The sequence below is a fragment of the Bacteroidota bacterium genome (genome assembly GCA_017303975.1).
Classification (GTDB): domain Bacteria; phylum Bacteroidota; class Bacteroidia; order JAFLBG01; family JAFLBG01; genus JAFLBG01.
Window position 1 is genome coordinate 122028 of the sequence record JAFLBG010000003.1, and the last position, 21245, is coordinate 143272.

Here is a 21245-nt window from a genome sequence, read left to right on the forward strand (position 1 = left end):
TTGCAGTTACTTAATAGTATAGTAACCTTACCCCGTTTAAGCATGTGTTTTGTTTTAGTATTAAATACAATCAAACAAAAGATTCATGTGTAAAAAAATAAAAATTTTACTTTTTGTTTTCACTCTGCTATGCGTAAGTGTGGGCTTTTCAGCATCCGGTTTTATCGAGAATAAAGGGCAGGTGTTAGATTTTAATGGAAATTCAAGGAGTGATATAAAGTATGTAAAGACAACTCCTGATTTAAATTTATATTTCTTTGATACTAAAATTTCGTATGTACTTCATAATATAAATTCCGTAAACAAAGTTTATTTCGAAGCGTTAGAAACAAAAACAAAAGAACTTTTTGAAGGCACGATAACTAAAGCTCAGTTTGACGAAGTTGCCCTTTCTAACCCCCGTATTTCATATCATCGATTGGATTTGGAGTTTGTTGGCGGAAATTACAATCCTCTGATAAGTGCCTCTAATCAATTAAGTGGATACAACAATTATTATTATTCAGGGATAAAAGCTGAGAATGTAAAGTCGTACAATAAATTAGGTTATAGTGGTGTTTACGAGGGAATTGATTTTAGCTTTTACGAAACAGAATCAAAAATAGTAAAGTATGATATTGTTGTTCATCCTACCGGAGATGTGAATGATATAAAATTAAAGTATACGGGAGCAGATAAGGTTGAATTGGAGAATAATGTACTTTCAATACATACTGGATTGCAAGTAATAAAGGAAAATCTGCCTAAAATTTACCAGACAATTAATGGGAGAATAGAGGAGGTAAAATCGGAGTATAAGATTATTGAGCAAAATGAAAACTATACTGTTATTGGGTTTCAAGCCCATCGATATAATAAGCAATACGATTTAGTTATCGACCCTGCTGTTTGGACTACCTATATGGGGGGCACGAACGGGGAAATTCCATATTCTGTTGTTGCCGATAATCAAGATAATTCTATTTTTTGTGGAACAACTGCTTCACTAAATTTTCCTGTAACTGTTGGAGCCTTTCAAACAAATCACGCAGGAGGTATTAACAATAATATGGCCGGGCTTTGGCCTATAGGGCAATGCGATGCGTATTTAATTAAATTTGATTTTAATGGGAATAGGCTTTGGTCGACCTATTTTGGCAGTACTGCTGGTAATGATGATTTTAGAGCAGTTTGTGTTGATCCAAATGGAAATATTGTTGCTGGTGGATTATCTACAAATGGCGTGATTCCTGGCTTGGGTTCTGGCTTGCAAAATACCTATAGCGGAGGAAATACAGATGGATATTTGGCAAAATTTAATTCAGCCGGAAATTTAGTTACCTCTACATACTTTGGAGGTAACGGACAGGATTGGTTGTTAGATGTTGCCAGAGATAATGCTGGAAATTTTGTGGCTGTAGGTTATACTACTTCTTCAAATTTGCCTATGGTTGGAAATACTTACCAAGCAAGCAATGGGGGATTTATAGATATTTACATTGCAAAATTTAACAATAACTTAAATGCGTTGCAGTTCTCTACTTATTATGGAGGAACAGGATCAGAGTATGCATTCGGAGTTGATGTAGACTCGAATAATGATATTTGCATTGTAGGTTCAAGCAATGGATTGGGTAGCGGGTTTCCAACTACTGCCGGTGCATTTCAAACTACTTACGGAGGGCAAAACAATTTTTTAACAGCTGGAGGAGATGGAGTAATACTAAAATTTTCTTCTGCCGGAAACCGTTTGTGGGCTACCTATTATGGAAATCCAGGTACTGATTATACGACAGCTGTAGCAGTTGATCAAAATGATGATATTGTAATTTGTGGTATTACAAATAAAAGCGCACCTGCTAATAATACTTATTTTAGCACTCCGGGTGCTTTCCAACTATCGCATGCCGGAGGCGGTACTGCATCTTATTCTTTGGATAGTTATGTGGCAAAATTTTCTCCTTCAGGCACTAGAATTTGGGGTACCTATTTAGGAGGATCAGTTGGTGGAGCAAGTTCATCAAACAAGCCGGATGATTATGCAATGGGAATTGCAATTACAAGTGAGAATGATATTGTAGTAACCGGAGATTCTTATACAACAGATTTTCCAAATACAACTTGTTCATACCAAGGCAATGTTGTCAATCAATACGAGCAAATTTTCATTACCACATTCAATCCTTCCGGGAAGTTAATTTGTTCCAGCTTGCTAGTAAATTCAGCTAGTGCAAGTGGTCATAATGATATGTCTATTTTTTCAGGATGGGGCACATCGGGTGGATATATTGATGCACGTAAAGGATTTGGATATCTAACAGCTCATAATTTAGCAGGAAATGCACCTGTTACTACTGGTGCATTTCAAACAACAAAAATGGGGAGCAGAGAACCAATAGCCTCCAGAATATGTTTATACACTTGTGGCAATAGCACTCTTACCGCAAGCTACACAAGTACAACACCAACAATTTGTATCAATCAAAGTGTAACATACACCGGCATCCCTAATACATGCGATACCACTAGAACCAAGTATCTATGGACATTTCCGGGAGGAACCCCAGCAACTTCTACAAATAAAACACCTACTGTTAATTATAATGCAGCCGGACTTTTCAATTTCAAGTTGAGAATTACTACTCCGTGTGATACAGATTCTGTGGTGGTAGCAAATTATGTAACTGTTTCTAATCCGATACTAACTAGTACTATTACTAATGCTAGTTGCTTTGGATTAGCAGATGGGCAAGCTACTGCAAGCTTAAGTTCCGGTATAGCGCCATATACGTATTCATGGAGCAATGCACAAACAAACTCAGCTGCGACATTTTTGGGTATTGGTACCTATAGTGTGGTAGTTTCGGATGCAATTGGTTGCTCCGCAACCGGACAGGTTACCATTACAGAGCCACCTCAATTACAGTTTTCGTTACAGCTCCAACAAGGTGTTTTGTGTAACGGAATACCTACCGGACAAATTACCTCTCAAACATCAGGTGGTGTGGGTGCTTATACATATGTGTGGTCTGTTGTCAACAATACAGGAGCTGCGGCTTCAAATTTAAACGCAGGCATATATGGTGCTACGGTTCAAGATGGGAATGGATGTATTGCAAGTGATACTATACATTTAAATCAACCCGGCTCTTTGATAGGATTTATTTCCACTTTAACCAATGTGCTTTGCAATGGAGATGCCACGGGGTCTGCTACTGCTGCTGCTATTGGAGGTGTTGGTGCATACACGTATTCGTGGAGTAGTGGACAAAATACTGCTGTTGTTAATTCATTTACAGCTAATACGTATACGGTAACAATTACAGATGCCAATGGATGCACTGCACAAGCGTATGCAAATATTACCGAACCACCTTTGCTTCAAGTGTCATCAGTAGTTCAATCTACTGTTGATTGTTTTGGAAATAATAATGGCTCTGCAATAGCGAATCCTAATGGCGGGACAGGAAGTTATACGTATTCTTGGAGCAATGGACAGCAAACACATGTAGCCAATGGGTTGCCCGCAGGTACCTATCAAGTTTTAGTTACAGATGCAAATGGTTGTACAGAAAATGCATCTATGCAAATTACAGAACCAACAGCTCTAACAGCTCAAATAACAGGGCCCACAGATATTTGTATGGGGGCTGCAAATGCAAGCATATTGGCTACTCCGGCAGGAGGCACGCCTAGTTATTCATTTAGTTGGAGCAATAATCAACAAACAGCGGGACTCAATAACATTGGAGCTGGAGTATATAATTTAGTTGTTACAGACGCCAATGGATGTACTTTGGCAACAAGCCATACTATACAATTAAATCCAGCATTGCAGCCACAACCAACCTTTACAGTTGATAAACTATCGGGGTGCGGGCCATTATGTGTAAATTTTATAAATACAACTACTAATACACAAAGTTTGATGTGGGAATTTGGTAGTAACGGTATAACGTCCACTAACTCTTCCGAACAATATTGCTTTACAAGTCCAGGTAGTTTTAATATTGCATTAACTGTTGTAGATAATAATGGATGCAGTGCTACTCTTACACAAACAAATTTTATTACTGTACATCCCAATCCAGTGGCGCAGTTTAACTCTAGTGTAAGTGAGACCAGTATTTTGGAGTCGCAGGTTCAATTTGTTAGTACATCAATTTTGTCTAACAGTTTAAATTGGAGTTTAGGAGATAGTACTTTTGTAAGTACCTTATTCCCGGATAATTCAATAAGCCACACCTACAAAGACACAGGTGTGTATGCGGTTAAACTAGTAGTAGTAACAGAATTTGGGTGTAAGGATAGTACAATCGAATATATTTATATAAAAGATGATTACACACAATACATTCCCAATAGTTTTACTCCGAATGGCGATGGCATTAATGATGTATTTATGCCATCAGGTATTGGGGTTGAGGCTAAGGATTATTTATTTGAAATATACAATCGATGGGGCGAAAAAATTTGGAGCACTAAAGAAATTTATAAAGGGTGGGATGGCAGAGCTAATGATGGAAAACTGATAGCCCAACAAGATGTGTTTATATACGTATTACACATCAACGATATCTACGAAAGAAAACATCGCTTTGTAGGAAGCGTTACTATTATTAAATAGCGCATAGCTTTCGTAGATTTTTCTGAGATGCCTACATGTTTTTTTACACAGCTAATTTTTTATAGCGAATGCGTTTAGGTTCTTCATTGCCCATACGTTTCTTTCTGTTTTCTTCATAGTCAGAATATCCACCTTCAAAATAATATACTTGAGAGTTTCCTTCAAACGCAAGAATATGAGTACAAACCCTGTCTAAAAACCAACGGTCGTGGGAAATAATTACAGCACATCCTGCAAAATCTTCCAACGCCTCTTCTAGAGCACGTAAGGTGTTTACATCTAAATCGTTGGTGGGCTCATCCAATAAAAGCACATTGGCTTCCGATTTTAATGTTAATGCTAAATGCAATCTGTTTCTCTCTCCGCCCGATAGTACACCACACTTCTTGCCTTGATCAGAACCATTAAAATTAAATCGAGAAATATATGCGCGCGAATTAAGCGCTCTGCCGCCAATTTCAACAATTTCGTTTCCTCCACTCAGTACTTCATAAATTGTTTTGTTTGGATCAATGTCGGTATGTGCTTGATCTACGTAGGCAATTTTAACTGTAGGTCCAACTTTAAATTCGCCACTTGAAGGAGTTTCTTGTTTCATTATCATGCGGAACAAAGTTGTTTTCCCTGCACCGTTAGGTCCAATAATACCAACTATTCCGGCCGGAGGTAATTTAAAATTCAACCCCTCGTATAACAATCTATCGCCAAACGCTTTTGAAACATTAATTGCTTCAATTACTTCATTTCCTAAGCGTGGACCATTTGGAATAAATATTTCCAGTTTCTCTTCTTTTTCTTTTGTTCCCTCACCCAACATTTTTTCGTAGTTCTGCAAACGCGCTTTCTGCTTGGTTTGTCGGCCTTTCGCTCCTTGGCGAACCCAATCCAATTCTCGTTCTAAATTCTTTCTACGTTTACTTTCTTGTTTTTCTTCTTGTGCTAAACGTTTTGCTTTTTGATCTAACCAAGAAGAGTAATTTCCTTTCCATGGAATACCTTCGCCTCTGTCCATCTCTAAAATCCAGCCGGCTACGTTGTCTAAGAAATACCTGTCGTGGGTAATAGCCAATACGGTGCCTTTGTAATTTTGTAAATATTGCTCTAGCCAATCAACAGACTCGGCATCCAAGTGGTTGGTAGGCTCGTCTAATAATAAGATGTCGGGATTTTGAATTAGCAATCTACACAATGCTACCCGTCTTCTTTCTCCACCGGAAAGATTTTTTACAGCAGCTTCCGATTCCGGGCAACGCAGCGCATCCATAGCTCTTTCGAGACGATTATCTAAATTCCATAAATCGTGTTGTTCAATTAAATCGTTTAAGCGAGCTTGCTTTTCAATGAGCTTGGTCATCTCCTCATCGCTCATGGGCTCCATAAACTTGTTGTTTACTTCTTCGTATTCTTTTAAAATATTTACGTGTTCTTTGGCACCTTCGCGCACAATTTCAATAACTGTTTTAGTGTCGTCTAATTGAGGTTCTTGCTCTAAATAGCCAATGGAATACCCCGGAGAGTAATGCACTTCGCCTTGATAGGATTTTTCAACGCCTGCAATAATTTTCATTACGGTAGATTTACCAGAACCATTAGAACCGATAATGCCAATCTTAGCACCATAATAAAATGAAAGGTAAATATCTTTTAAAATTGTTTTTCCGGTATTAAGTGATTTAGTCACATTTACCATGGAAAATATTATTTGACGACCTTCTGACATAGGAGTAGTATTTTATATAGTTAGCGAATGTAAAGTTTTAATAATTAGAGATTGCAAATATCGGAAAATAGCGCTTATTTAAAATAAGTAATGTAATTATTATCAATCTCCACTATAAAACGGGATTCATTATTAAGTTTTTGGATGGAAGTTAGATTTTCTGATAAAATCCTTATAAGTTCTAGATTTGATATATTACCGAGGCTAATTTTTATGAGTTTTTTGGGAGTGTTTTTTATAAAAAAGCTATTCCTAAAATCGTGGTCTTTTGTAATTATTATTAAATCGTTAGTGTCGGCATAACTGGAAATATCATCATCTTTTGTGTGCCAACTATCTAAAATTTTATTAACGTGAAATGTTTCAAAATTTAGTGAATTTAAATAATTCACAACCTTGTATTAAATGTGCACATCACAAAGAAATCTCATTAAGCAGCGTCTTTTATCGATTTGCCGGACAAATAAAGTTTAGCAAAGTTTAAACTTGCCAGTATATCTTCTTTTTCCAGCTCAGGATGATCTGCTATTATTTGCTCAATCGTCATACCCGAACCAAGCAAATCAATTATAACTTCTACAGGCCATCGCATCCCTCGAATGCAAGGTTTCCCATGACAAATATTTTGGTCTATTGTAATTCGATCTAATAAATTCATGATTGTATTTTGCATAAAATTAATGATTTTTGGTAACAAATAGAGGCTCCTCAAAATTAACTAAATGAAGTTTTTTTTAAGTCGGATGCTTTTTTACCGTTATTTTTTGCCATAGTTGCGAAAGCAGGAATCTCTTTTATTGAAAATGAGATTGAGGGTTTCGCAGTAATGAAAATAATAGAAAACATACTTAAATAAATTGGGTTTCAAATAAATTCATTAATTAACAAACCTTGAAAAGTGCAAGAAATCCCCTTTTTTATCCTTGCTGCAAATTGGTAATCCAAACTATATTTGAACTATTAATAATAATAAAACCTAATACCATGAAAACAATTTTTTTTTTACTCATACTGTTTTTATTTACTGCAAAGCAGCAAATAAAATCACAAATAGTTTATACTGATGTGCAAGATACAACTGTTAGCTATTTAAACGGGGGCGGTTATTTATTAGATGTAAATAATGATGCTATAACAGACTATTCTTTTGCTGTTGGTGGAGATTCAACCTTGCAATATTGGAGAATATTTGGAATGGCAAGTATTGGCAATACCTACGATTCTATAAACCCGACTGCACCTTTTGGTGTAAATGTTTTTGCTCATTCCATAAGTGCATCAATAGATTCAGGAATTAGTTGGCGAATGTATCCGGGCATGAATTTTATGTCATTTGAAGTCGCACAATATGATACTGGTAATGCTCAATACTACTGGTGTGGTGTTACCGATAAATTTATGGCATTGAAATTTATGATTGGAACAAATACGCACTATGGTTGGCTTAGAATGGATGTTGCAAATAATGCTTCTTGGATGAAAGTAAAAGATTATGCTTTTAACAGCCAGCCCAATCAACCAATATTGGCTGGACAAACAAACAATGGAATGGTAGGAAGGGCTGATGATTTTAAAGATGTAGGGTTTTCATTATTCCCAAATCCTACAACCGGATTATTAAATATAAGGGCAACCAATACCCAAGCACAAAATTTTGTTGTATTGGATATGTCGGGTAGAAAAGTTCTTACGCTCTCAGAGCATACATCACACCTGCAAACTATTGATTGCTCAACGTTAGAGAGAGGCATGTATTTATTAAAAGATGAAGAGTCGCAACAAGCAATTAGATTCATCAAGGAATAAATCCTTTTACTTATATTTAATTTATGAGTAGTAAGAAGTCAATACCTACATATGAGTTGTATGATAAGTTAGAGCAGAGTATTCCATTTAATTGTATTGAGTTAAAAGAAAAGAGTGCTTATGATACAACTGAACATCATAGGCACTCGTATTACGAAGTGTTTTTGTTTAGCAAGGGTAGTGGAAAGCATACAATTGATTTTAACGAGTATGAGATAAAACCTTATTCGGTACATTTTGTTTCTCCCGGACAAATCCATTTAGTAAATAGAAGTTTAAATTCTGCCGGGTTTGTATTTTTGTTCTCTAGAGAGTTTTATCAATTGGAACATACCAATACTGATAGCTTGTTTGAGCTGCCATTCTTTAACAATACTTCCGGGGTGCCCATTTTACAGCTAAATGCAGTTGTTTTTGCTGAGTTTATTGCAACACTCAACCAAATTATTGCTGAAAATAATTCTACAAACCAAGACAAAGAAAGCATCATACGTGCGTATCTAAATATACTTTTTATAAAACTCAAACGGATTTACGAAAGCGAGACTATTCACATCAATACAGCCTTGCGTCATAAATCCGAATTAGTAAAAAAGTTGAGAATTTTAATCGAGAAGTTTTTTATTACCCACCATAAGCCTAGTCAATATGCTGACTTGTTAAATATCAGCACAGGCTATTTGAATGAATTAACTAATGAAGTAGTTGGAAAGTCTTCTACCGAACTTATTAATGAGCGAATTGTTCTAGAAGCAAAACGTATCTTGTTTCACTCCGATAAAACAGTAAGTGAAATTGCAACTGAATTAAACTACGAAGATCCAGCCTATTTTACTCGCTTTTTTAAATCTAATACCGGACTAAGCCCACTTGAGTATAGGGAAAAACAAAAAGCAAAACAGTAGGCATTGGGATGCTGAGGTGTGCTCAAGAGTGCTTAATGATGCTGATAGTGGTCATTTTTTTTCTTAATTCAATTTGTTTACCTTTGCTCAAATTATTTTATTAACTAAACAAATTTATGACGATGATTACTCCCCTAAAAAAACTAGGTTTACTGCTTTTGGCAGGAATGATTACAATTTCTTCATGTAAAAAAGAAGAAGAAGCAACTCCGGAAGAAGAAACACCGGTACCAACTGTTACTACTCCAGGAACTCCGGGAACAACTGTACCAGGGAGCGATGGAACCTTTGTAAACTTAAAATCTGTGGTATATACAACCATGATTTTACCGTTTGTTGGAGCAAATACTACAAAAGTTTATTCAGAGTCATCAATAGCTTCTGTGATGACGTCTTCTACTTCATCTACTTTAGTTGATGCAGGTGTTGTAAAATGTAATGATTCTACATTGACTAAGCAATCAAACAATTCTTATATATTCACAAAGCAAAACTCAAATTCAACATCGAGTTTTACCACATTTTTTAATAGTGGTGCTTATTGGGATATATCAGGAAATAGCGGAAATAGCGTTCCTGCGTTTACTTCTTCTACTTATGCAATACCAAGTACTCCTCAACTTACATTCCCTACAGATTCAGCGCCTACAATAAGTAAATCTGGAAGCTATTATGTTTATTTCGGATATATTAGCAATTGCGATTCTGTAATCTGTCAAATTGTTGGTGGTAATGGAACTGTTCTTACTTCAAAGCCATTAGCTCCAGGTGCATATGGACATACTTTTACATCTGCTGAAATGGGAACTCTTCAACCAAGCTTAACAACTGGCGGCATCCCTACTGGACAAATTGGTGTGTATGCTTACAAATACAGCAGCCAAACCGTAAGTGGTAAAAAATATTGGTACATTAACATTGGTGCCAAAACCTATATGGCGAATATTAAGTAAACTATATAAACAATATTTTAAAAAAGGCTTGCTGAACATTCAGCAAGCCTTTTTTATGTTTTACTATTTACGTTGCTGCTTATCATGTTTCTCATGATGAATTCGCTTGTTTGCAATTTTCTGTTCTTGTCTAATAACAGCTCTTTCTTCTTTTGTTACTTTTCCGTCAGCTTTGGCAACTTTTTTCATAGCCACAATTTTTCGTTGGTCGGCTTTTAGTTGCTTAGCCTCTCTTGCAGTAAGTTTGCCTGTGGCAGTTCCGTGGCTAATCTTGTGTTTTTGTCTTTTTTGCTCTTGTGTAATTCCCGGAGTTGCATTCTGTGAATTAGCCTGAATACTAATTAATAGAATTAAGGCGGCAATTAATTTAAGTGTTTTCATATTCTTGTTTTTTAGTTTGACCTCAGTTTTGAGCAAAGGTTTACTATACTATAACAAGAACAATGCCAAAGTAGGATGCGCTAAGTATTTGTTAAAACTATTTTTCGGGTAGAATATTTTTTAGTACAGGCAATAGTAAGCAGGAGGAATTATTGGAGTCGTGAAATATTTTTATGGTTGATTCAACAAAATCTTTTTCATCACATGAATAAATATCTACAAACTGCTGAGGGTTTCTATCTGCCAACGGAAACCAGGTGCTTTGAATTTGAACCATTATTTTATGTCCTTTACTAAACGTGTGGGCAACATCCGGTAGTTCAAATTTTACTTCTTCTGTTTTATTGGGTGTAAATGCCTCCGGTGTACTCAGGCTATTTCTATACCTTCCTCTAAATATTTCTCCTCGTACTAGCATTTGATAGCCACCCATTGGGTATTTGTTTTCGGTAGAATAGTTAAAATTATCGGGAAAGACATCTATTAATTTCACAACAAAATCTGCATCTGTAGTAGAAATGCTCACCAATAGTTTTGCCAGAATTGGCCCTGCAAGCGTTACATCTTCGGTGAGTGTATCTGTTGAAAATACTAATACATCGGGTCTGCGAGACGCAAATCGCTGGTCATCGCACATGTATTCTTTTGTTCTTCGCAAATGAACATCTTCGGTATATGGTACCGGCTTAGAAGGATCGCTTATGTATTTTGAATTACTAAGTTGTACAGTAGGTTTTGTAAACGACAATATGCTTTTCTCGTTTAAATACATTGGTGTTGTGGTAACCCCAATTGGTGGCCATTGTGAGAATTGCTTCCACTTGTTTTCTCCTGTAAAATAAATTGTTGCTTCCGATATTTTAGAAATATCTCCTTTGTTTTTTAAATAGAAGTTAAAAAAAGGCAATTCAATATTTTTGAAATAATAATCAGACACACCTTGGGTAAATTGTACATTGCCTAATTTGCTTCCATCCGAACGTTCCCAGCCTCCGTGAAACCAAGGTCCTACAACAATTTTATTTGCTGTATTGCTGCAATTTTTTTCAATTGCTTTATACACATTCCATGTTCCCCAGCAATCTTCTGCATCAAACAATCCACCGGTAGTTAGTACAGCGGATTTAATGTTTTTTAAATGGGGGATAAGAGAATGTGATTTCCAAAAGTCATCGTAGTTAGGGTGATTCAAGGCATCTTTCCAAAACTTTACAGAATCATTCATGTAGGCCTTTGTTAGATTTTTTATAGAACCCATTTTTAAATGGAAATCATAATTATCTTTTGTAGGATAAATAAATTTAGGATATGCAGTAGTTCTATTTCCCTTATGTGGCATTCCGAAATAATATTGGAAATCGAAATTATCTAAAAGAAAAAAAGCTCCGTTGTGATGTGCGTCATCGCCAATCCACCAGTCGGCAACAGGCGCTTGTGGGCTAATAGCCTTTAGTGCAGGATGGTAGGATAAAGCAGCCATAGCTGCATAAAATCCGGGATATGAAATGCCCGAAACACCCACACAGCCATTGTTATTTGGAATGTTTTTTACTAACCATTCTATGGCATCAAACACATCGCTTGCTTCATCTACATCTTGAGCTGTTTTTTTTGTAGGAATATAGGGTCTTACATCTTCAAAAGTCCCTTCACTCATATATTTTCCTCGCACATCTTGAACAACAATTATATAATTTTCGTTAACTAAATAGTCTTTGGTTCGTTTACTCCAAAATGGATAAAAATTATTTTCGCCATACGGTGCGCATGAATAGGGCGTTCTCTCAATCAATATTGGATGCTTTTCTGAAGTGTTTTTGGGGATATAGATGGAGGTAAATAATTTTACCCCATCACGCATGGGGATTTTTCGTTCTATTTTATAATAGTTGGTTACAATATAAAGCGAATCTTGATTAATTATTCGTGCATAGGTAATCATGCACATGTTGAAAAGTAAAAAAAATAAAATCGATTTCTTCATAACGAGATTAATATAAAATGTAAAAATAGCACCATTCTTCAAATAAAAGTGTAATAGAAATAAATGTGCTTAACATTAAAACTGCCGAATAAATTCTTTTATGCTCAGAAAGAAAAATTCTTATATTGTAAATCTAAAATGCACTAAAAATTAAATCAAAATAGAAATGGAATCAAACTTTATTACAGCTATATTTTTGCCTCTTGCTTTAGGAATTATTATGCTTGGGCTGGGGCTTTCACTTACCATAAACGATTTTAAACGGGTGGTACTTTATCCAAAAGCTGTATTTATTGGGTTATTCTGCCAGATGATAATTTTACCAGTAATTTGTTTTGGTATTGCCATTGCATTTGCACTTCCTCCTGAACTGGCTGTAGGATTGATGTTGCTGTCGGCCTCTCCCGGTGGACCAACTGCAAATTTGTATAGCCATTTGTCAAAAGGAGATGTAGCGCTTAATATTTCTCTTACTGCAGTTAATAGTCTTCTTACACTTTTTACACTTCCGTTTATTGTAAATCTATCTATCGACTATTTTATGGAGTCGGGGCAGGTAATCCCAATGCAGTTTAAAAAAATTATCGAAGTGTTTGCCATTGTGCTTGTTCCGGTTGCAATTGGAATGATGATAAAATCGAAATCTCCCGGATTATCGGTTAAGCTAGATAAGCCAGTTAGAATTTTATCTGCACTTTTTTTAGTGCTTATCATTGTAGCTGCTGTAATTAAAGAGAAGGCAAACATTGTTGAGTTTTTTAAACAAGTAGGTTTTGCTGCACTTGTATTCAATGTTTTAAGTATGGCTGCCGGATATTATATTCCCAGATTGTTTAAACTAGATTTAAAACAAGCTATTGCTATTGGTATGGAAATAGGCATACACAACGGAACGCTTGCTATTTATATTGCAATTACTGTAATTGGAAATAGTGCTATGAGCATACCGCCTGCTATATATAGTTTATTAATGTTTTTTACCGCAGCCGTGTTTGGTTATTTGGTAAATATTGGACGAAAGGACGTAGCCTAGTAACGAATCTTCTATTCGATAATCACTTTTTTAGAAATGCTGTTGTTGTTTTCGAGCAATAGTTTTATTGAGTAAACACCTTTTGCAACCTGAGTTGTATTGATTGTAACTGCATAATCAAAAACAGAAGGCATTGCAATTATTGAACGTCCTGTTATGTCTAGCAATTCAATAGTCGTTATTTTTTTTGCAGAAGATTGAAGTTGAATAAAATCTTGAGCGGGGTTAGGAAATACTAAAACTGTACTTGCCAAATTAATGTCGTTCATTATTCCTACCGGCTGTAACAAACCAACACGAGGACCATTAAGAATATTTTGCATATGAGCAGCTTGTCCGTTGGTAAATGTATTCATGCAAGTTTCTGCAGAATAGTCCATAAAATTTTCTACCATATCCGGTGCATCTAGTGTGGTCCATGGAAGAGCAGCATCTACACAAGTGTTTTTTGTTGTATTGCAATCAAATTGAGATTGGTCGTTTGCATTAGGCGTATCTGCAATTCCATCATTCCCTTGACAATTGTTGCCACCAAAATTGCTTCCATCGCCCCATATATGGCGCAATCCAAGGTAGTGGCCAATTTCATGAACGGGTGTTCTGCCTTTTATTGTTAAGTTGGTACTGCCTGTAACGCTTATGGTATTAGGGTTATTTCTTCCTATACACCGATAGTCAATTACCACTCCGTCTTCTCCAATTGCAGGGGCCTCTGAGTTTGCAGGCCAATTAGCAAGATTGGCAGGAGGAAAGGCAAAACCTAAAATTTGCCCAACAGGGAAACCTAAAAAGGTAAGTGGTTGAATTTTACAAATCCATAGATTTAAAAAGTGTGTAGGGTCAACAGCGCTGCTGCCTCCTAAGCTGTCGTATTTCATATCAAAGGGAATGCCTCCTGCCGAAGGGTCGAATAAAGCCGTAGTTTGAACTCTCTTTATTTGATGAAGATTAAACGTAATGTGCGCATTGCCTGCTATAGGCTGAAATAGGCTGCGCAGATTTGCAGAGTCTGCATTTAATCTATTAAAGTCTTCGTTCAGTACATCAATTTGCGATTGGATAATACTATCGTCTAGGTTTTCGATGGCATTTTTCCAAACTACGTGCACAACCACATTAACTACATAATTGCTATTTGTAGCGGTTTTATTGGTGGCACCTTTCGTTTGTGTGTCAACAAAAGTTTTAGATACCGATTCTTTAAAGCCTGGATATTTACTCTCTAGCTGATTCATGTACAAATCATGTCCACAGATAATTTTATTTTGTGCTATACCCGATACTGCAAAAAGCATCGCTGTTAGTACGTGTAGTGTTGTTAGTTTTGTGTTATTCATTTTACGGTGTTGTTAAAATAATATGCTATAAATGGGTGTAGATAAAGATACAATAGCGCAGATTAAGATGCAATAGTGGCTAGCTGCTTGTATTAAATGGCTCAACTTGTGGGAAGATTACACAGCATCAAACAAAACGGGATTTATATTAATATGGCAGGAGGTTGCAGTATAAAAAGCGTAGCAAGGCGCTACGCTGAATTAAGGGCTTAAAATATTTCTAGAATAGGAAAGTAAATTTTCATGACTTTGTTAACCCAAAACTTGCTGCGCACTAAAAAAACTTGCATTCCAACAAAGGCCTTATTAATTCTTTGTGTGCCGGCAAATCACTTTTCTTTTTATTTAAGTTCAAAGTAATGCTTTGTTTGTTCAATAGTCAAATCAATCGCTGATATTATTTGAGGCTCTTTTGCACTTTTGAAGAAAATAATATTCCATGCAGGTAAATTCTTTTTTCTTATATCTAGATCCCAGGTTTCATTATCACCCTTCAATCTCAAAAATTGTCCTGATGCTTTTATCGTTTTTATTCCAAGAGAGTCTATTATTCCAATTGCATTTCCTTGGTAAAATTGACTGTCTTCTGCAATAGTATAAAAAGCTTCTTCGCCATTTTCTTTTTCCATTTCCTTAATTTGATTCTCGGTTGGGTAAATCAATATTGCACAATCATAATCTATGACTTGAAGACTGCTACTATTTATTTTATTTTTAGCTAAATAACTTTCCAGTTTTCCATAATCTTCATAACCAAAGCTAGAGGTGTCAATTTTTGCAATTGTATCTGCAGAAATAGTAGTCAAACTATCCAACGCCTTATTGTCTGATTGTTGCGTTTGGCTTGTACAGCTTAAAAGACCAGTTGCAATAAGAATATAAACATATAGTGATTTCATTTATTAGGTATTAAAGTCATTAAAGTAAATCTATAAATAATCTTTTGATTGCATCTCAAACTTCTTTCTAACTGTTCTTCGCATTGCAAAGGTTGGAGTTTGGTATGGAATGTTTCAGTTTAGTACACAAGTAAATTAGTACTACTAACGTTTAATTTTTAACAACTGCCCAGCTTTTATAAAGCACAATTTTGTGCGTAGTTTTATTTTATAAATTGTTCTAACCATTTTAAACAGTCTTTTGTGTTTACAATAGACCATGAATGAGGATGCCTTGTTCCATCAAGTCTATAGCCTTTACCAATAGTAGATTTGAATTCTGCGTTGTTGTGTTCGTTTTAATTTAGTAAAGCACTCCTTGTTTTCTATTTTTGAATGGCTCAACTTTTTGCGGCTTACAGTGGGTTACAACCATTTCTATCTCGTCCGTTTGTGTCATTTGTCGAGTGCTTTTTTGTCTGGCTTGTGTATCGGGTGTTTTATTTTTTTTGAAGGGCAGGATAAAATATTTTGAATTTTACTCACGTCATTTTTATTGTTAAAGGTGTTCGCGAATACTTCGTATTTCCCTTGCGTTGTGTAGGCATACTCTTTTGTAATTTTTGGTTTGTGCTTGGTTTTGTGTTGCTTGCAAATATGCATGACTAAGAAGCGCTGGCATTGAGCTTTTCGCTAGATTTAATTACTCTGTCCCACGTTGTTAGCGCAGGTAAAAATTGTTGCAATAGCTTGCTGTTTTTGTCATCTGATTTGTCAAATAGTTTTTTGGGGTTTATAGCAAATTTCAGGTCGTTCGATTCTTGAAAACAATCCTCTAAAATAATTTCATAATAAAATTCTGTCTTCGATTTTTCTTTGCCTTTAATTTTCAGTTTGTGTTTTAATTCAATAGATTTTATTTCAGAATAGTGCCCTGTTAGATTAATTGGTTTGCTCCTGCCACCTGAATAAATTAAAAGTCTTGTTGCGTCAAGAATGCCTGAGGGAAAGTCTTTAACAGCATTGTTGCTTTCAATTGCATGAAAATAAAAGGTCTTGGTTGTCTTTAATTTTTTGAGTTCTTTAGAACGGCAAAAACCAAGTGCAACTTTAATGTCTGTTGTCGGTGTTTCACTTTCAATAAATAACGAAAATTGTTTTTTGTCAATGAAACCCGCAATTCGATTTCTAAACAGTTCGGCAGTTGCAGGATTTTCAATCTCTAATTTTCGTTTTTTACTAATATTCAAAAAATCTTCTTCTTGGTCGATTCCTAAAAATCGTCTGTTTGCTAAATTCGCTGCAATACCTGTAGTGCTTCCACCCGTAAAAGGATCTAATATCCAAGCATTGGGTTTTGTAGATGCTAAAATCAAACGGGTTAAAACGGAAAGAGGTTTTTGTGTCGGGTGTTTACCACAAGCTTTTTCCCAAGGTGCGATTGCAGGAAGTTTCCAAACATCTTTCATTTGCTTGTCATCATTCATCTGTTTCATTAATTCATAGTTGTAATGATGAGGAACCTTTTCACTTTTTCTAGCCCAGATAATTTGTTCAGTTGAATAAGTGAAAAAACGGCAAGAAAAATTTGGTGGTGGATTAGTCTTTTCCCAAGTAATAACATTCAAAATTTTAAAACCCAATTCGGTAAGTATTTGACCAACTGAAAAAATATTGTGCATTGTGCCACTTATCCAAATGGTAGCATCATCTTTCATTTTCTCACGCACTAATGAAAGCCATTTTTTATTAAAATCATTTACATATTCAAACCCTTCTGATTTGTCCCACTTTCCTTTGTTTACGCTAACAATTTTTCCACTTTGAATTGACAATCCATCATTAGAAAGAAAGTATGGAGGATCTGCGAAAACCATATCAAACTTATGCTCAAATTCAGGCAATAGATTCATTGTATCTCCTTTAAGAAGATAGAAATTTTTGTCTGTTGATTTAAAATATGGATTAATCACTTTAATTTTTTTGTTTCAAGTTCCATCTTGCTAAAACTAGCACTACTCGCTTTAATGTCATTCAAGATTATATTTGAAAGGGAGTTGAAACCTGCTTTGCCGTATTTCTTTTGCAAAGAAATTTTATTTTTATTTATGCTTTTTATAAGTTCGTCAATTGCTAAATCTATGGCAACATTGATATTATTCTTTTCTATGTTGCGATTTAGAAGAGAGGTGAATTTTAATATCAGTTGAATTCCGTTAGTAGACTTATAAAAGTTAATGTTTGATGAATCTTTAGATAAAAGAATACTCACAAAATTTTTTATTTTGGAATAAGGTGTTTCAATATCCTGTTCTTCCAATTGCAAAAAACCATTGTTAGAATCAACAATTTTAAAGTCAAGTATGGATTGTACAATTGTAGTTAATGTTATTTTCTTTTTCCGTTCTTCGCCTGCATTACCAAAAAATACATTTTCTTTAAATAGACCTGATGATTCATTTAATTTTTTTGCTATTTGAACTGCTATTTTTTCTCTATTCTCCTTTGTGCCAGATTGAAATTTCAGATCAGCCTTTAAAGAGTATATTAGATTTGGATCAATTCCCTTTTGTGAGTCATTAATCTCAATAAATGTTTGAATTTCATCTTCTAAAGGCATTTTTTGAAATAATACAATTGGAAGAGAATGAGAATCTTGAATTCGGGATTCCAATTTGCTAAAAGCAAGTAACCGATGTTGTCCATCTACCACTTTGCAAGACGAAAAATTACTTGGCAAATCAAATTCAACTTTACAAGGGCATTCAGATTTTGGCTTTGGAACAAAACTGATGTCATCTTCACAATTTAAAAGGATTGAATTTGGGAATGCATTAATGCGATTTGACTTTATTAATGCAGCCATTTTATCTACTCTTTTTTTATCAACTAATCTTTGATAGCCAATTGAATTGTTTTTTCTTCTCGAGATAAAACTATAATTTAATATATTCTCCACTCTATCTGCAAAAACAAAAGCTGGAGTATTGCCGACCCATATTTGTGTAGCAGTAATTGACTCCTTTTTTATTTTTCGTGGTTTAATATTTAGAAAGTTGTATAAATCGTTTTTTGCCCATTTTCCTACTATTTTGAATATCCGTTCAAAGTAGAGATAATCTTCGGTGTATACAATTTTTGTAAAATCATCTAATACATAATTGATCGATTCTAGTTTTGAATCCTTTTCTGATTTATCTATATAAATTACGTAAATAGGATAGTCTTTTAACTTAAGGTCTTCCCGAAGGTCATTTTGATTCCCTTCATCTTTCCATTTATTAAGGAATTTTGAAACTTTATCTTGTCGGTCATCTTTTTTTATGCTATCATCATAAATAATATATAGCTGATTTATATTGTCACAGAATACTCCATCCACTTCACCATCATCAATTTTTTTTTCATTCTTCATCTTCCAGTTTAATGAAACACAAGAAAGTTCCATATTGTGGAAAAATAATGCAGTTTCCTTCTCTGAAACATTCCCTTTAAAATCGTAAGTAGTTACATCCATAATTAATTCAATATCTTATTTAAGACCTCGTCTTTTAGCATTTCCAAATTCAACAAGTAATCGGCCTTATCAAAATATTCCCTTAACGGTTTTAAAGTTGATCTCCAACCCGCACCATCGGTTATCCAAATGAATTCAATGCCTTGCGTGTTCCAATAACGATTCATTTCAATATATTCAGTAGCTGTAGATTTTAGTTTTGAACCGCCACCACCATAAAAATTACATTCTATAAAAAATAATTTTCCGTTTTTATTAATTGCAAAATCAAGTTGCCTAGATGATTTATCAACTATAACATCTAAGTTCCATTGTTCTTTTATTTTCTTGGAAGTAGCTTGTGCCATATATTGAAATCCTAAATTTTGGCAAGTATCAGAAACGAATTCCTCAACTAAGCTTTCCATAAGTGTACCACCTCTGTTTTTTCTACCATTACTATCTAATCCTACTTCAACGCCTGTTGCATAGTCAACAAGATTTTTCACCTTCTTGTCTTTTAGTATTTCGCCAATTCCAGAATTTACTACGAAGTATGCTAATTCTTTGCATTCTTCATCCGTAAGTTTTCCTTTTGTAAATGAATATTTTTTGTAAATAAAATTCTTGGAATCAATTAAAATATCAATTGATTTTTCACGAACAGCTATAAGAGTAGGAAAAGCTTTAATTACTTGAGGATATTGCTTAATCAAATTGAAAGCTTCCGTTTCAATATCATTTTTCCCAATCAGAAAGTTCAATAAATTCAATTCCTTTTCAATCGGTTCAATATTACTGAATACTTTAGCCCAATTAACAAAGTAATCCCATTTTGTAATTTTCTCTTTAAAGCTTTGCGTAATTTTATCGAAAAGCAAATCTTCGTTTTGCAGATTAAGCAGGTTGCAAAGCTTGTTCATAGTTATAGTTTGTGATTAATAGTTCGTTTAATTCACCCCTTTTTTCGGGATTTGCATTAATGCTTCTTCTTGCCTTCACTCTTGCAATAGAAAAATCAGCATAAATTTCATCAAAGAAATTATTGTTTGTGTCTTTGCCTTTAACATCGGAATTGCTCAACATCCATTTGTGTCCTTGCTTTTCAAGTTTTGAACAAAAATTTCTAAGTCTAATTTGTTCTTCATCATTGAATTCATCTTTTGCATAAGAGTTAAAACTTGATGTATTACTTAATGGTTTATATGGAGGATCGAAATAAAAAAACGAATTAGAAGATGCTTCTTTTAATGTTGCTTCATAGTCTCCGCAAAGTATTTCAACTTTCTGCAAAACATTACTCACAGCCAAAATATTTTGGTCGTCACAGATGGTGGGCTTTTTATAACTACCCATTGGAACATTATACCCATTGCTTTTATTTACTCTGTACAAACCGTTAAAACAAGTACGATTAAGAAAAATAAACAGAGCTGCTTGTCCGCTTTGTCCTTCTTTTCTTGTGTTATATAATTCTCTTTTTTTGTAGTAGTATTCCTTTTTTTTGTCATCTTTTCCGTCAAGGTTGTGATATTCATCTTGAAGAATTTGAAGAATAGAAATAAGTTCTTTTGGCTTTGATGCTATGATTCTATAAGTGTTTATCAAATCAGAATTTATGTCGTTAATTACTGCTTTTTCTAATTTTGGAAAATTTTCAAGCATCCAAAATAAAACAGCACCACTACCAACAAAAGGTTCAACGTATGTGAATTCTTTATTAGTGATTTCAAAAGGTAACAATCTTTCAATTTCATTAATTAGTTGGGTTTTTCCTCCAGCCCATTTTAAAAATGGTTTTGCTATTCTGGTTTTCATATTAATGTTTTTAAAATGGTTTTTGCCTTGTTTAATCCTTGCATTGCAAATGGTTCGTTTTCTATGGTGTCGAGAAGTTTGTCACTAAGCCAAAGAGTTAATAATTCTTCGTCTGTCACGTTGTAAAATTTAGCAAGTTTAATTACTTGTTCTCTTGTAAGCCGTCTTTCGCCTCGTTCAATTTTACTAATTAAAGCGGTGTCGATTTCGAGATGAGCAGCAACCTGTCGAAGCAGTAAACTCTTCGATTCTCTTATTGTCCTTATTTTCTCTCCTAATGAATTCATTGTACAAAATTTGATTTGTCAATACGTGTCAAATGTAGCCA

15 protein-coding genes and 2 pseudogenes are annotated in these 21245 nt (G+C 34.7%); 5 read left to right on the forward strand and 12 right to left on the reverse strand.

Annotated features, from left to right (window positions below):
- Window positions 1-85: 85 nt before the first annotated feature.
- Window positions 86-4606: a gliding motility-associated C-terminal domain-containing protein gene (locus tag J0M08_02230; GenBank protein MBN8701853.1), complete on the forward strand. Its 4521-nt coding sequence runs from the start codon at window positions 86-88 to the stop codon at window positions 4604-4606.
- 43 nt (window positions 4607-4649) lie between these two features.
- Here the strand turns inward: J0M08_02230 and ettA are convergent, their stop codons facing one another.
- From ettA to J0M08_02245, 3 genes and pseudogenes are all read right to left on the reverse strand, one after another.
- Complete coding sequence (gene ettA / locus J0M08_02235; GenBank protein ID MBN8701854.1) at window positions 4650-6326, reverse strand: energy-dependent translational throttle protein EttA; 1677 nt, start codon at window positions 6324-6326, stop codon at window positions 4650-4652.
- Window positions 6327-6400: 74 nt separating this feature from the next.
- Window positions 6401-6757: pseudogene (locus tag J0M08_02240) on the reverse strand (DUF5615 family PIN-like protein).
- Entirely contained in the window at window positions 6757-6984 is a 228-nt protein-coding gene (locus J0M08_02245; protein MBN8701855.1) for a DUF433 domain-containing protein, read from the reverse strand. Before J0M08_02245 ends, J0M08_02240 begins: the two are co-directional and overlap by 1 nt.
- A gap of 326 nt (window positions 6985-7310) precedes the next feature.
- Between J0M08_02245 and J0M08_02250 the strand changes: the two genes are divergently transcribed.
- The 3 genes from J0M08_02250 (at window position 7311) to J0M08_02260 (ending at window position 9990) form a co-directional block, all read left to right on the forward strand.
- Window positions 7311-8132 carry a T9SS type A sorting domain-containing protein gene (locus J0M08_02250; protein MBN8701856.1) on the forward strand — a complete coding sequence of 274 codons (822 nt, stop codon included), beginning with the start codon at window positions 7311-7313 and terminating at the stop codon, window positions 8130-8132.
- 23 nt (window positions 8133-8155) lie between these two features.
- Entirely contained in the window at window positions 8156-9037 is an 882-nt protein-coding gene (locus J0M08_02255) for a helix-turn-helix domain-containing protein (protein ID MBN8701857.1), read from the forward strand.
- Between the two features lie 122 nt (window positions 9038-9159).
- Window positions 9160-9990 carry a hypothetical protein gene (locus tag J0M08_02260; GenBank protein ID MBN8701858.1) on the forward strand — a complete coding sequence of 277 codons (831 nt, stop codon included), beginning with the start codon at window positions 9160-9162 and terminating at the stop codon, window positions 9988-9990.
- A gap of 63 nt (window positions 9991-10053) precedes the next feature.
- Here the strand turns inward: J0M08_02260 and J0M08_02265 are convergent, their stop codons facing one another.
- Both J0M08_02265 and J0M08_02270 read right to left on the reverse strand, forming a co-directional pair.
- Window positions 10054-10371 carry a hypothetical protein gene (locus tag J0M08_02265; GenBank protein MBN8701859.1) on the reverse strand — a complete coding sequence of 106 codons (318 nt, stop codon included), beginning with the start codon at window positions 10369-10371 and terminating at the stop codon, window positions 10054-10056.
- Between the two features lie 97 nt (window positions 10372-10468).
- The gene (locus J0M08_02270; GenBank protein ID MBN8701860.1) at window positions 10469-12355 is read right to left on the reverse strand and encodes a CocE/NonD family hydrolase; all 1887 of its coding nucleotides are present in this window, start codon (window positions 12353-12355) and stop codon (window positions 10469-10471) included.
- 166 nt (window positions 12356-12521) lie between these two features.
- Here J0M08_02270 and J0M08_02275 point away from each other — a divergent pair, with 166 nt between their 5' ends.
- Window positions 12522-13388, forward strand: a complete 867-nt coding sequence (locus J0M08_02275; protein ID MBN8701861.1) for a bile acid:sodium symporter family protein — start codon at window positions 12522-12524, stop codon at window positions 13386-13388.
- An 11-nt stretch (window positions 13389-13399) separates the two neighbouring features.
- Here the strand turns inward: J0M08_02275 and J0M08_02280 are convergent, their stop codons facing one another.
- The 7 genes and pseudogenes from J0M08_02280 to J0M08_02310 form a co-directional block, all read right to left on the reverse strand.
- Window positions 13400-14725, reverse strand: coding sequence for a zinc-dependent metalloprotease (locus J0M08_02280; protein ID MBN8701862.1), 1326 nt, complete (start codon window positions 14723-14725; stop codon window positions 13400-13402).
- A 341-nt stretch (window positions 14726-15066) separates the two neighbouring features.
- Window positions 15067-15624: a hypothetical protein gene (locus J0M08_02285; GenBank protein ID MBN8701863.1), complete on the reverse strand. Its 558-nt coding sequence runs from the start codon at window positions 15622-15624 to the stop codon at window positions 15067-15069.
- A gap of 1148 nt (window positions 15625-16772) precedes the next feature.
- Window positions 16773-17576: pseudogene (locus J0M08_02290) on the reverse strand (site-specific DNA-methyltransferase).
- Entirely contained in the window at window positions 17573-19120 is a 1548-nt protein-coding gene (locus J0M08_02295) for a DGQHR domain-containing protein (protein MBN8701864.1), read from the reverse strand. Before J0M08_02295 ends, J0M08_02290 begins: the two are co-directional and overlap by 4 nt.
- Before the next feature lie 2 nt (window positions 19121-19122).
- Window positions 19123-20022, reverse strand: a complete 900-nt coding sequence (locus J0M08_02300) for a type II restriction endonuclease (protein ID MBN8701865.1) — start codon at window positions 20020-20022, stop codon at window positions 19123-19125.
- Window positions 19997-20917: a DNA adenine methylase gene (locus tag J0M08_02305; GenBank protein ID MBN8701866.1), complete on the reverse strand. Its 921-nt coding sequence runs from the start codon at window positions 20915-20917 to the stop codon at window positions 19997-19999. Before J0M08_02305 ends, J0M08_02300 begins: the two co-directional genes overlap by 26 nt.
- The gene (locus J0M08_02310) at window positions 20914-21204 is read right to left on the reverse strand and encodes a helix-turn-helix transcriptional regulator (protein MBN8701867.1); all 291 of its coding nucleotides are present in this window, start codon (window positions 21202-21204) and stop codon (window positions 20914-20916) included. The genes J0M08_02305 and J0M08_02310 overlap by 4 nt, the downstream gene beginning before the upstream one ends.
- Between the last annotated feature and the right edge of the window lie 41 nt (window positions 21205-21245).

What these genes read in the sequence shown, in the direction of transcription:
- J0M08_02285 (MBN8701863.1), bottom strand. Translation starts at nt 15,624, where the DNA reads ATGAAATCACTATATGTTTATATTCTTATTGCAACTGGTCTTTTAAGC.
- J0M08_02245 (MBN8701855.1), bottom strand. Translation starts at nt 6,984, where the DNA reads ATGAATTTATTAGATCGAATTACAATAGACCAAAATATTTGTCATGGG.
- J0M08_02230 (MBN8701853.1), top strand. Translation starts at nt 86, where the DNA reads ATGTGTAAAAAAATAAAAATTTTACTTTTTGTTTTCACTCTGCTATGC.
- J0M08_02260 (MBN8701858.1), top strand. Translation starts at nt 9,160, where the DNA reads ATGATTACTCCCCTAAAAAAACTAGGTTTACTGCTTTTGGCAGGAATG.
- ettA (MBN8701854.1), bottom strand. Translation starts at nt 6,326, where the DNA reads ATGTCAGAAGGTCGTCAAATAATATTTTCCATGGTAAATGTGACTAAA.
- J0M08_02305 (MBN8701866.1), bottom strand. Translation starts at nt 20,917, where the DNA reads ATGAAAACCAGAATAGCAAAACCATTTTTAAAATGGGCTGGAGGAAAA.
- J0M08_02275 (MBN8701861.1), top strand. Translation starts at nt 12,522, where the DNA reads ATGGAATCAAACTTTATTACAGCTATATTTTTGCCTCTTGCTTTAGGA.
- J0M08_02270 (MBN8701860.1), bottom strand. Translation starts at nt 12,355, where the DNA reads ATGAAGAAATCGATTTTATTTTTTTTACTTTTCAACATGTGCATGATT.
- J0M08_02295 (MBN8701864.1), bottom strand. Translation starts at nt 19,120, where the DNA reads ATGGATGTAACTACTTACGATTTTAAAGGGAATGTTTCAGAGAAGGAA.
- J0M08_02250 (MBN8701856.1), top strand. Translation starts at nt 7,311, where the DNA reads ATGAAAACAATTTTTTTTTTACTCATACTGTTTTTATTTACTGCAAAG.
- J0M08_02280 (MBN8701862.1), bottom strand. Translation starts at nt 14,725, where the DNA reads ATGAATAACACAAAACTAACAACACTACACGTACTAACAGCGATGCTT.
- J0M08_02300 (MBN8701865.1), bottom strand. Translation starts at nt 20,022, where the DNA reads ATGAACAAGCTTTGCAACCTGCTTAATCTGCAAAACGAAGATTTGCTT.
- J0M08_02255 (MBN8701857.1), top strand. Translation starts at nt 8,156, where the DNA reads ATGAGTAGTAAGAAGTCAATACCTACATATGAGTTGTATGATAAGTTA.
- J0M08_02265 (MBN8701859.1), bottom strand. Translation starts at nt 10,371, where the DNA reads ATGAAAACACTTAAATTAATTGCCGCCTTAATTCTATTAATTAGTATT.
- J0M08_02310 (MBN8701867.1), bottom strand. Translation starts at nt 21,204, where the DNA reads ATGAATTCATTAGGAGAGAAAATAAGGACAATAAGAGAATCGAAGAGT.